We start from the raw sequence: 12534 nt of genomic DNA on the forward strand, positions 1-12534 counted from the left end.
GAAGATTAGTCAGAAAATTTAAAAAACAAGTAAAGATTTTAAAAAACAAGTAAATTTTATTTCTTTATAATTCGAATTGTAAGTAACGAACAAACGAGGAGGAGTAGTTATGAGGAAAATGAAAATGTTTTTATTGTTAGCACTAATGACTGTCGTTCTATTGCAAGCTTGTTCCACTGCAAGTAACAATAGTACGGAAGGAGCAAAGGAAGGAGCCAAAAGTGTAGGAGGGGAGCTTATTGTGTTAAGGGCTTCAGATGCTACTAGTCTTGATCCTCATTTTATAACGGATATACCTTCAGCAAATATTATTCATGGTAAGGTCTATGAAACATTAGTTGCCTTTGATAGAGATCGAAAAATTGTTCCGTTACTAGCAGCATCATGGGAGCAAAAGGACGAGCTAACTTGGACATTTACATTAAATAAAGGCATCAAGTTTCACGATGGTGAAGACTTTAATGCAGAGGCTGTAAAAGCGACATTTAGTCGTATATTAGATCCAGCGACGGGCTCACCACAACGCGATAAGTTATCTATGATTAGCGAAGTCGTAGTGGATGATCCATATATTGTGACATTGAAACTAAAAAATTCGTATGCACCGCTACTATCTATTTTAGCGAGCCAAGAAAGTAGTATTATTAGTCCGAAAGCTGTAAGTGAATCAGCAGATCAACTTGCTACACATCCAGTTGGGACAGGTCCATTTATTTTTGAATCATGGAAATCAGGTCAAGCAATTACACTAAATACGAATAAAGAATATTGGGGTGCTGTACCAAAGATTGATAACGTGACATTTAAAATCGTACCGGAAGATTCAACACGTTTAGCGATGATTGAAAGCGGAGAAGCGCATATTGCCGATCAAGTACCAGTGACGGATATTGACAGAATTGAAAAATCATCAACAATGAATTTATTCCGAACAGAGGGACTTGCCGTTGAGTTTATTGGCTTTAATGTGAAAGATTCCTTACTATCAAATGTCAAAGTACGTCAAGCGATTAGCTATGCGGTTGATCGTGAAGCTATTATTAGTGGTATCTATAATAATGTAGGCACCCTTGCAAATTCAGCAATGAGTCCAAAGGTAATTGGTTATTCAAGCGAAACGAAGGCTTATGATTATGATGTTGTAAAGGCAAAACAATTGTTAAAAGAGGCTGGCATTAAAGAAGGGACGAAAGTGAAGTTATTAACAAGTGATCGCAAAGAGCGCATTAATATGGCTGAAGTTGTGCAATCACAATTAAAGGGTATTGGCTTAGATGTTGAAATTCAAGTGATGGAATACGGTGCATTTATTTCAGAAATCACAAAAGAACAGCATCAATTGTTCATTAGTGGCTGGGGCAATGCAACAGGTGACGCTGATTATAATCAATACAATCTGTTCCATACAGCTTCCATGGGCGCACCAGGCAATCATTTCTATTATAGTAATCCTGAAATTGATCAGTTAATTGAAGAAGGACGTTCTGAATCAGATCAATCTAAACGCAATGACATCTATAAAAAGGCGATGCAATTAGAGCTAGATGAGGCAGTATATATTCCTGTTCGTAATTATGAGCATTTAGCGGTTTATAGTAATGCTGTAAAGGGCTTTTGGTTGGATGCATCAAATTATACAATGCTTAGTGGTGTAGAGATTGTCCAATAAAGATAGTCATCCAAATACTAATGAGGAGAGTAAACGATGAACACACTATTGCTAAAAAATGTGAGATTAGAAGAAGCTTTTGAACATGAAAAAGAGCATATTGTCGCAACTCGAACAGCTATTTATGATGTCCTAATAGAAAATGGACATGTAAAACAACTAGATAAAAATATACCTGTTACTGATGATATGAAGGTACTGGATGCCCAACATCAATTATTAGTGCCTTCCTTCCGAGAAATGCATATTCATATCGATAAAACGTATTTTGGTGGTGAATGGCAAGCACCAAGACCAATTACTAAAGGAATACTAACACGCATTGAGGAAGAACAAATTCTATTACCGAAGCAATTGCCGACAGCGGCTTATCGCGCTGAGGAGATGGTAAAATGGCTAATCGCACAAGGGCATACACACATTCGCTCCCATTGTAATGTTGATCCGCAAATTGGCACGAAACATATAGAAATTACAAAGCAAGTATTAGAGAAATATAAGGAACAAATTACTTACGATATAGTTGCTTTTCCACAGCACGGCCTTCTTCGCTCCAATGTAGAGGGGTTAATGCGTGAAGCAATGACAATGGGGGCTACGTTAGTGGGTGGTGTTGATCCATCAATTGTTGATCGAAATATTGATAAATCACTCCAAACAACAATGCAAATAGCACAAGACTATCATACTGGTATCGATATTCATATTCATACAGCCAATACATTGGGTGAATTTGAATTTTATAAGTTAATTGATTTGACAAAGCAAGCCAAAAAAGAAGGGCAAGTAACGATTAGTCATGCGATGGCACTAGCTGATTTACCACAGCCTCAACTAGAAAATTTAGTACAAGCAATGGCTTCTGTTCAAATGGATGTGACAACAACAGTACCAATTGCCATCCATCGCGCTACGATACCAATCCCATATTTATATGAAAAAGGGGTCAACGTTTCTGTGGGACACGATAGTTTAACGGATCATTGGTCCCCATATGGAACGGGCAATACGATTACAAAATTAAATGTGATGGCTGAAAGATTCCGTTTTATGGATGAATATTCATTAAGTCGTGCATGGAAATATGCATCTGGCGGCATAACACCATTGAATGATGAGGGTGAGCGTGTATGGCCGAAGGTTGGTGATATGGCCAATATGTTGTTAGTAGATGGCGTTAGTACAGCACATGTTGTAGCTAGAAGATGTCCAATCTCTACTGTTATTTCACAAGGCAACATTATTCACCAGCAAGATGTGGGAGAGTTGAAAGGAGAATTCAGATGAAGCAATGGCTGACAAATGTTCTACTTGAAACAGGAGAGTATGTAAAAGAAAATGATACAGTTGGTACAAAGGTTGAGCTTTTTCATCTTGAAATTATGCAAGGTGTTATCTCGCAGATTATTCCAGCCACACAATCAATTAATGCAACGCAACCTATGACAGATATGAAGGGAAAGCTCCTTTTACCCGCATTTAAAGAAATGCATAATCATTTAGATAAAACATACTTATCATTACCGTGGAAGGCTGTTATACCAGCTAAAAATTTAAAAGATCGATTAGAGCAAGAAGCGAGAGAACTACCTATTTTAGCTAATACAGGGAAACAGCGAGCTGTTGCTATGATTGAAAAAATTATAAGTAACGGCACTAATCATATACGTACACATGTCAATATTGATCCATACATTGGGTTGAAAAATTTAGAAGGTGTTTTAGCCGCATTAGATGATTATAAAGATATTGTGACAGCAGAGGTTATTGCGTTTCCACAGCATGGTTTACTAAGAGAGCATGTACCGCAGTTACTACGTGAGGCATTACGCCATGGTGCTACAATGATTGGGGGACTTGATCCTGCGGGCATTGATAATACTATAGAGCGTTCTTTATATGAGACGATGGATATTGCTAATGAGTTTAATGTCGATGTAGATATTCACTTACATGATGGCGGGCATGTGGGCTACTATACAATTGATAAATGGCTAGATATTGTCGAAGAAGCCGGTTATCAAGGGAGAACAGCCATAAGTCATGCATTTGCATTAGGTGATGTATCTGTAATGGAACAACATGCTATAGCAACTCGACTAGCGGAACAACGAGTGAAAATCATGTCGACAGTGCCTTATAATCTTAATCGTGTGATGCCACCAATTGATTTGTTAGCAGAGCATGGGGTTGATGTTCATTTTGGTTGTGATGGATTTTATGACTCCTGGAGTCCGTATGGTTCTGGAGATGTTCTAGAAAAAGCGACTACTTTTGCAGAAGTTTCAAGAAAGTTAGATGAACGTTCTATTCGCCAAACATTAAAATATATTACTAATGGTATTACTCCGTTAGATACTAATGGTCAGAAGGTTTGGCCAAATATCAATGATGAAGCGAGCTTTGTGTTTTTTGATGCGGTATCAAGTGCCGAAGTTATTGCAAGAAGACCTTTAGATCGGACGGTCATGTCTAAAGGAAAATTTATTCGTTAATTTGTGGGAGCGGCATACTTAATGCCGTTCTCATCTTGAAATGATCTCCCTTTATCTAAACAAAGATCCGTCTGACATTCCTATGCTTACGTAATGCATTTTGTTAGAGATGCTTTGCAAAAGGAAGCAAAGCGGTTTTTTTATTGTAGTGCGGCTGCGGATTTTTATAGGAGGGCTTTCGAACATGCTTATAAAAGCTATTATCGGACATTTTTAATTATGTGAGAAGGTGCAACTAATGAAACAACTAACAACGTACATGATTTTATTTAGCTGTGTATTTTTTTGGGCTAGTAATTTTATCATCGGCTCTATACTCGTTCATCATTGGGACCCTCTAGCAATTGCCATTTACAGGCTTTTAGTTATAGTTCTTTTTTTAACTTGTATTAGTTGGCAATCCATTATACATGTATCAGTTACACGAAAGGATATTTTATTATTATTTGCTGCTGGCATTTTAGGTGTTGCGATAAATCATTATAGTTTTTATGCAAGCCTTCAGCATACAACGCCGATTACAGCAGCGCTTATCTTAGCCTGTGCACCCATTGTTACGTCACTTCTTAATAAACTCATCTTTAATGAATATCGTAATGGCATATTTTGGGTAGGTGCTATTATCTCATTAATAGGGGTTTCTATGATTATTACCAAAGGAGCATACGGAAGCATTTCGATTGGTAAAGGTGAAATACTAAGCTTAATAACAATGTTAAGTTTTGCCTTGTTCCTCATAATAGTCAATGACCTAAGTGTCAGAATATCTGCTGAGGTAATTACCTTTTATACAAATATAATTGGTCTACTTGTTTTGTTGCCGTTTGGAACTTCTGTATTGTCTCAAAACAATAGCCAATTGGATTTTCCAATGTGGTTACTTTTAATTGTTTCAGCAATTATTATTCATGGAATTAGCAATTTAATGTGGAATAGAAAAATGAAAGAAGTAGGGTCGACAAATGCATCGCTATTATTAAATTTTGAACCAGCTATTGCGATGATTTTAAGTGCGATGGTTTTACATCAGCTTCCGACAAGCATTCAAATTTATGGTTCGTTGTTGATTCTTTTAGGAATTATCCTTTGTATTTATTATAAAGAAATAAAAGCTCTTTTTAAGTGTCAGGCACCCAAACAAATTCGAAAATTCAGAATAGTTTGGGTGCCTGGCACGTTATTTCATTTGTTCTGGTAGCCAAAGTGATAATTGTGGAAGTACGATAACGAGTGCTAAGAACACAATCATTAAAATAATAAATGGAATAACTCCTTTGACTACTTCTCCGAGTTTTTCCTTCGCAATACCACTTACTACAAAGAGATTTAGACCTACAGGAGGTGTAATCATACCAAGCTCCATATTGATTGTCATAATAATCGCAAAGTGAATAAGGTTGATATCAAAATGAACAAGGATTGGTAACAAGATTGGTAGCGTTATAAGAATAATGGATACTGCTTCTAAGAACATCCCCATGATAAAGAATAAAATATTGACGATAATCATGAAAATCCATTTGTTCAAGTCACTTTCCGCAATCCAAGCACCAACTTGTTGAGGAACTTGTGCGTTCGTTAAATATAAACCGAATAAAGACGCAGCACCGATAATTAAGAAAATCATTGCAGTAATATTAATAGACTCAACTAATACTTCACGGAAGTCTTTTAACTTCATTTCACGATAGATAAATAGTGACACGACTAATCCGTAAAATACTGCAATCACAGCAGATTCAGTAGGTGTGACAACGCCAGAATAGATCGTTCCTAAAATTAAAAACGGTAAGAAGCCACCCCAAATGGCCTTTAGTGATTTCCGCCAGCGAACTTCCCAAGATGCCGGCTCATCGCCATTAAACCCATTGCGTTTTGCATAGAAGATAGCAGCAACGATTAAAATACCAGTTAACGCAAGACCTGGAATAACCCCAGCCATAAATAATTCACCGATAGATTGCTCGGAAGTTATACCATAAATGATTAAAGGAACACTTGGAGGAATTAAAATGCCGAGTGTACCACCAGCAGCTACAAGTCCCATAGAGTAACGCTTTTTATAGCCAGCTGAAATCATGGCAGGAATCATAATGGAACCGATAGCAGCAGCCGTAGCAGGGGAAGAACCCGAAATGGCTGCGAATATCGCACAGGCAACAATGGTTACAACTGCGAGACCGCCAGGGAGATGTCCAATCCAAGCGCGTAATGCTTCTATTAAATACTTAGAAATGCCCCCACGTGCCATAAGTACACCTGCAAGAACGAATCCCGGAATAGCCATCATCGGGAATGAATCGAGAGCTGTGAAAATACGCTGTGGAATCATATTCATATTGAAATCAATTTGGAAGAACACTAAAATCGTTGAAAGCGCTAAGCTGACTGCGACAGGTACACGTAAAAATAATAAAATAAAGAAACTAAGTAAGAGGATTAGCATATTCTTCGTCCTTTCCTCTTAAAATATTGACTAATCTTTCTACAAATCGTAGTAAAAATAACACACCTGAAATTGGCAGTACTAAGTAGACTACCCACATAGGAATGCCGATGTCTAGTGATACCATACCTGATGTATAGCGGTTTTCAACTAAAATAAATCCATAGTACGTATAAATGAAACAAAAGACGATGCTTAAGCATGTTGCCACTAAATCTAAAATTCGTTTCTGGGATGGTTTTAATTTATCGTATAAAATATCTACTTGGATGTGCTGATTGTGACGAAGTGCTAAACCAAAGCCAAGAAATGTTCCCCAAATAATGGCGTAACGTGCTAATTCTTCTACCCAAGCTTGGGGTTCATTAAAAATATAACGCATCATTACACCGTAGAAAATCAGTGCAATACCAGCTACGAAAAAGAATCCAGCAAGGATTTCCTCTAGATACCCCCATAGTTTATGTAAAATATTCATGCGGATGCCTCCTTAAAATATGATGATTGTATTTTCCGATTTAAAGTAAAATGAGAATGCATTCTGTCTATCAATTTTTCGAAATATTGTAAGCGATTTACTTTAAGAAAAAGAGTGAGTGTCGATAAGTCATCGACACTCAATTTAAAGCGCTTATTTTAAATCACGAATACCATTAATTAAATCTTCAGTAATCGCTTTGCCAAACTCTTCGTAAACGGGCTCAAGTTCAGCTTTGATAGCCTCTTTTTGAGCAGCTGTTAATTCAACTACTTCAATGCCAGAGTTCTTAATGTTTTCATACGATTTGGCGTTTTCTTCAGCAGCTAAATCCCAAGCTAACGTTGTAGCCTCATTTAAAGAATCTTCAACCGCTTTTAATAAATCGCTAGGAATTTTATCCCAGAAAGGTTTGTTCACAAAGATAGCGTAGTCAAGACGACCGTGTTCAGATACAGAAAAGTACTTTTGAACTTCTTGGTATTTTTGAGTATCGAAGTTGTTGAACGTATTTTCTTGACCATCTACAGTTCCTTGTTGCAGAGCAGCGTATGTTTCACCGAATGAAATCGTCGCTGAGCCAGCATGTAAAGCTTTAAATTGTGCTTCAAGAACTTTCCCTGCTTGTGCACGGAATTTTAAACCTTTAAAATCTTCAACATTTACAAGTGGGTGTTTGTTATTTGAAAAATGTTTAAAGCCGTTTTCCCAGAATACTAAACCTTTAATATCATTTGCCGCTAATTGATCGGATTCAAGAATGGTTTTTGCTACGTCAGAATCAAAGAATTTACGAACATGCTCTTCGTTTTCAAAAAGGTAAGGCATGTCTACGTATTGCCAACGAGGGTCAATTTTCACCATTTTTGTAACAGATGGAGCAATCATATGTACGTTTCCAGATACTAATGCATCCAGTTCATCATTATCGCCATATAATTGAGAAGAAGGATAAACTTCAACTTTCACTTTACCGTCAGTTTTCTCCTCAACTAATTTTGCAAAAGCATCGGCAGCTTTTCCTTTAACACTGTCAATTGATGTAACGTGAGAAAATTTAATAATAAGCGGTTTATCTTTTGTATAACCACCATCTCCTTCAGCTGCTGGAGCAGAGGCTGTTTCTTTTTTGTCGCCACCACACGCGGCTAATGCTAGTACAAGCACAGCCATCAGTGACATAAGAAGCCATTTTTTCATGTCAAATCCCCCTTAAAGTTTTGATTATAGTTAAAAGGATCCCCTTTAAACCCAAGTTAATGACGTGATTGGTTTTTTGGCAGTGCCAGTATATATTTCTTGCTATAGTTATTTGCGTAATACTCATACACTGGGTGAAATGCAGATTCCCATTGCTGAACATCTTCATCTGTAAAGTAATGAATATTGATACAACTACAAGCTTCCATTTCTTGCAAACGTTCTGCTGTGAGATTTTCTGCCAGTTGCCATTCCCATTCTTGTACTTCTGCAAGCGTTTCAATAAGCAATGTTTGAACATCCTTCGGTAAGGATTGCCAGAACTCATTGTTCATCAGTAGCAAATAACCTAAATAACCATGATTACTAATAGTTAAGTAGTCTTGTAAGGAATGGAGGTTTTTACTTGTAATATTTGTTAAAGTATTTTCCTGTCCATCTACATTGCCTTTTTGTAGTTGATGGAAGACCGTGTTGAAATCTATGCGTTTTGGATAGGCACCAACACTTAAAAATTGTTCTGCTAAAATATCACTTGGCATGATGCGCATGCGTAAGTCTTTTAAGTCAGAGACATCTTGGATAGGGCGGATACTATTACTCAATTGTTTGAATCCACTATCCCAAACACCCATTGAAAACAGATTGTGGTCATTTAATTTCTTCATTAATGATTGACCCACTTCACTATCAATGTATGAATGTACTTCCTCAGCATTTTTAAATGCATAGGGTAGGTCCATCACTGACCATTCGGGAACGAGTGTAGTAATTTTTGAAATGGCTGGTGCAATCATTTGAATATCGCCACGTAAAAGCGCATTCATTTCTTCACCGTCTTTATAAAGAACACCATTTGGAAAGACTTGAATTTCTACATGACCATTACTTCGTTGTTTAATGAGCTCGGCAAACTTTACTGCCGCCATTCCCTTTGGTGTGTTTTCACCAACTACATGTGAAAAGCGAATAACAATTTGTTCTTCATGACTTAATTGCTCATTGTCTGTAGGGTAGTCTTGTTGCTGACAGGAAACTAACAGCACTGTCAGTAAAATGAGAACGCTCACAAATTGTTTGAGAATACGATTGCGCCACATATAAATTCACCTCTAATCTATTGAAGATGTGAACGCTTTTTATTGTATTGTATTTATTGAAATACTCAATATTATGGTATTAATGAACATTTTGGTATTTATGGTATATAACAATTTATTATTTTAATAAACTGTTACAAAACAGATTGCGTGCTTTTTTTCTTATGTGTAAGTAAGTGAATTGAAATGCTTTAATGCTAAAAAACTTCTCAAAAGAAAAGAATCTGCACGTCTTGTATGGGAAACGATAGCATAGCAAAATCCTGAAGAGAACGTGGATATTGCTATGCTTGTTGCTTACCCACAAAAAGCGAGCAGATTCTTATTTCTTGCTATTAGTAATCACAAACGTGGAGAAATTGCGCAGGATGCCATTATTTAATGGAATAGTATTTTGTAGGCCGTCCAACAGCTCCGTATTTTAATTCGATTTGCACAGTACCTTTTGTTGCTAAAAAGTCTAGGTACTTGCGGACAGTTACTCTCGCCATGCCAACATTTTGCGCAAGCTGTTCAGAAGTAATAGGTGCCTGAAGTGTTGTTAAGTAACCTAAAATTTGTTCCATTGTAATGTTGTTCAAGCCTTTAGGCAGTTCAAGCATTTCGTGCTGGATGCCTAACCACTGATCAATATCCTCTTGGTTAATTGTCGCGGTGCTTAGTAAACTTTTTGTAGCGTTTCGATATTGTTGTAAAGCTTTTTCGAAGCGATCAAAACGAAATGGTTTTATGAGATAATCCATTGCACCAAGTCGAAGGGATTCTTGTACAGTAGGTGCATCACGAGCGGCTGTAATCATAATAATATCGGATGGAATACGCTGCGCCCGAATTTTTAAAAACAATTCCATTCCCGTCATATCTGGTAAGAACATATCAAGTAAAATGAGATTAGGTTTTTGAATAATGATTTTTTCGTAGGCATCACGTCCGTTGACAGCCTCTCCGATAAGCTGAAAACCAGTCATTTTATTTAAAAACCCTTTGTTAACCTCAAGCACCATTGGATCATCTTCTACGATAAAAACTGTGAGTTTGCTCATTGTTCGTCCATCACCCCTATATTAATTGTAATTGTTGTACCAACATGAACAGTGGATTCTACTTGAATCGTCCCCTTATTGGATTCGACAATTTGTTTGACAAGTGCAAGTCCAATACCGTGTCCATCTTTTTGTTTCGTACTAAATCCGTATTCAAAAATACGCTGTGGTATGCCTTCTATTCCTTTCCCACTGTCCTGCACTTCTATAATTAAAAAGTGCTTATCCCCAATAATCGTTAAGTGAACATCTTTATGTAGACATTCGAAGCAAGCTTCCATTGCATTGTCCAGTAAGTTGCCGATAATGGTAATAATGTCACCACACGATAAACCACTCATAAAATCTACAAGGTTGGAATCTTCATCAATTGTTAGTTCAACGCCTAGTTCCTTAGCACGTGAGTATTTGCCAAGCAATAAGCCTTGAATTGAATAGTCTTGAAATTTATCATGCAAGCTTTGAATGATTTCCTCTTCATCTGTAATTTCATCGATAATGAGGCTTAATGCATCATCATTTCGTTCCAATTGGATAAGCCCTGCAATACTATGGAGACGGTTCATATATTCGTGTTGCTGTGCACGCAAAGAATCGACAAGCATTTTAATACCCGTTAATTCTTCGGCAAGCATATTTGCTTCTTTGCGGTCGGTTAACATGATGAGATATCCGGCATTTTGCTCCATAATCCGAATTGGAAATGTTCGAACTAAATACATTTGGTCGAACATTAACAGTGGTCGATAGATTTCGTGCTGTTGAATAGTATCCTCTGCCAGCCAAGTGTTTTTAAATAATGCTTTTCTGGAAACTTTATGCCCAAAGAAATGCGTATATTGCCTAGCTAATCGGTTAATAAATGTTACATTCCCGCTTTCGTCAGTCGCCAAAATACCAATATCCATCGCTTGAATAATGCCTGAGCGTTCTTCTACTAGCCGAGCGATTTCATAAGGTTCCAAATTCAATGTTTGGCGTTTTAAATGGTTAGCAACCCATACAGACCCACCTAAACCAATTACGAGCCCCCAAAAAAGAGAGACTAAAATATCAAATTGATATTGGTCTAAAAGGTTGTACCATTTTGGTGCCAGTAGCCCAACAGTAATAACGCCAACTTGTTTTGTACCTTCCTCATTCATTATTGGTACGAATGCTCGTATGGAATAGCCAAGGACACCGTGCGCCTTTGATATGTACTCATGCTGTGAAAAAGCTTCTATTTCATCGCCACCTTCAAAAACGGTACCTAGCTTACTTTCAGATGGATGGGAGTATCGAATACGTTTCATATCAATGATCACAATGTAATCAACATCCGTTGTTAATCGGATACGTTCCGCAATGGGTTGAATAACTTCAAACCCCTCTTTTGTGCCTACATTTTTTTGTACGTCTGTCAGCTGCGAAACCGTTCGTGCTATAGCTATTGCACGGGCACCGAATTCTTTTTCCAAAGCGCCAGCTAGATTATGAATCATAATTGCACCACTCGTCGTGATAGAAAAAATAACAATTATGAACGAAAAGATAAACATTTTTAGTCGCAACGATATGTTTTTCATAAGTATGTAAAAGGAATGCTAAAATGGCAGCCTTTTATCATTTCATCACCTCTGTTATTGAAGATTTCGCTAAGTAAGCGCAGTGATTATGTAGAGTAGCACACCTATTTTTCTAACTAGAACTAGGACTATCATTCTATAATAAAGTAACATAAAAGAATAGCTTGTTGTAATACAATTCAGCTTAAAAGTATTCATTTCAATGGTGTACTATAACAATTTACATATACGTTCTCTGAGAAAAAATGAAAAAAGTGGGAAGTGCTATGAAGGTTTTGTTGTTCTATTATTTGTAACGTGTTTTCGGTAAATCAAAAAATTTATATTTGAATAATAAAAAATAATAGGTAATTTATCTTGAAAAGGTCGTTATACAAGTCGTTTGTGTAAATTAATTTACATTTTAAATGCTTACTGGAGGAGTTTACATATGTTGTGATAGCTTGATTTCTTTTGCGCAAAGAAAATTTGCTTCGATAAGGTTTTAAAATTCTCTTTTGTTCTTAATATTTCTGTCTATCAATTATTTGTATTT

Annotated in this window: 10 protein-coding genes; 4 read left to right on the forward strand and 6 right to left on the reverse strand. The window is 36.8% G+C overall.

The window, feature by feature from the left end:
* Window positions 1-109: 109 nt before the first annotated feature.
* The 4 genes from FC748_RS00220 to FC748_RS00235 all read left to right on the forward strand — a co-directional run bounded on the left by FC748_RS00220 (window position 110) and on the right by FC748_RS00235 (window position 5362).
* The gene (locus FC748_RS00220) at window positions 110-1669 is read left to right on the forward strand and encodes a glutathione ABC transporter substrate-binding protein (protein ID WP_029747345.1); all 1560 of its coding nucleotides are present in this window, start codon (window positions 110-112) and stop codon (window positions 1667-1669) included.
* Window positions 1670-1705: 36 nt separating this feature from the next.
* Window positions 1706-2956 (forward strand): amidohydrolase family protein, encoded by a 1251-nt coding sequence (locus FC748_RS00225; protein ID WP_024363723.1) that lies wholly within the window; start codon window positions 1706-1708, stop codon window positions 2954-2956.
* Entirely contained in the window at window positions 2953-4164 is a 1212-nt protein-coding gene (locus FC748_RS00230; protein WP_108029986.1) for an amidohydrolase, read from the forward strand. Before FC748_RS00225 ends, FC748_RS00230 begins: the two co-directional genes overlap by 4 nt.
* 238 nt (window positions 4165-4402) lie before the next feature.
* A complete protein-coding gene (locus FC748_RS00235; RefSeq protein ID WP_108029985.1) occupies window positions 4403-5362 on the forward strand; it encodes a DMT family transporter in 960 nt (319 codons plus the stop codon).
* Here FC748_RS00235 and FC748_RS00240 read toward each other — a convergent pair.
* The 6 genes from FC748_RS00240 to FC748_RS00265 all read right to left on the reverse strand — a co-directional run bounded on the left by FC748_RS00240 (window position 5342) and on the right by FC748_RS00265 (window position 11915).
* On the reverse strand, window positions 5342-6610 hold the full coding sequence (locus FC748_RS00240) for a TRAP transporter large permease (RefSeq protein ID WP_024363726.1): 1269 nt from the start codon (window positions 6608-6610) through the stop codon (window positions 5342-5344). The two genes, FC748_RS00235 and FC748_RS00240, sit on opposite strands and share 21 nt — an antisense overlap.
* Window positions 6591-7088 (reverse strand): TRAP transporter small permease, encoded by a 498-nt coding sequence (locus tag FC748_RS00245; RefSeq protein ID WP_024363727.1) that lies wholly within the window; start codon window positions 7086-7088, stop codon window positions 6591-6593. The genes FC748_RS00240 and FC748_RS00245 overlap by 20 nt, the downstream gene beginning before the upstream one ends.
* Window positions 7089-7241: 153 nt before the next feature.
* Window positions 7242-8288 carry a DctP family TRAP transporter solute-binding subunit gene (locus tag FC748_RS00250; RefSeq protein WP_108029984.1) on the reverse strand — a complete coding sequence of 349 codons (1047 nt, stop codon included), beginning with the start codon at window positions 8286-8288 and terminating at the stop codon, window positions 7242-7244.
* Between the two features lie 56 nt (window positions 8289-8344).
* Window positions 8345-9388 (reverse strand): DctP family TRAP transporter solute-binding subunit, encoded by a 1044-nt coding sequence (locus FC748_RS00255; protein ID WP_108029983.1) that lies wholly within the window; start codon window positions 9386-9388, stop codon window positions 8345-8347.
* A 374-nt stretch (window positions 9389-9762) separates the two neighbouring features.
* Complete coding sequence (locus FC748_RS00260; protein WP_024363730.1) at window positions 9763-10431, reverse strand: response regulator; 669 nt, start codon at window positions 10429-10431, stop codon at window positions 9763-9765.
* Complete coding sequence (locus tag FC748_RS00265; RefSeq protein ID WP_080653365.1) at window positions 10428-11915, reverse strand: ATP-binding protein; 1488 nt, start codon at window positions 11913-11915, stop codon at window positions 10428-10430. The genes FC748_RS00260 and FC748_RS00265 overlap by 4 nt, the downstream gene beginning before the upstream one ends.
* Between the last annotated feature and the right edge of the window lie 619 nt (window positions 11916-12534).

Origin of the sequence: Lysinibacillus sphaericus, from assembly GCF_005217585.1 — a bacterium.
GTDB classification, from domain to species: domain Bacteria; phylum Bacillota; class Bacilli; order Bacillales_A; family Planococcaceae; genus Lysinibacillus; species Lysinibacillus sphaericus.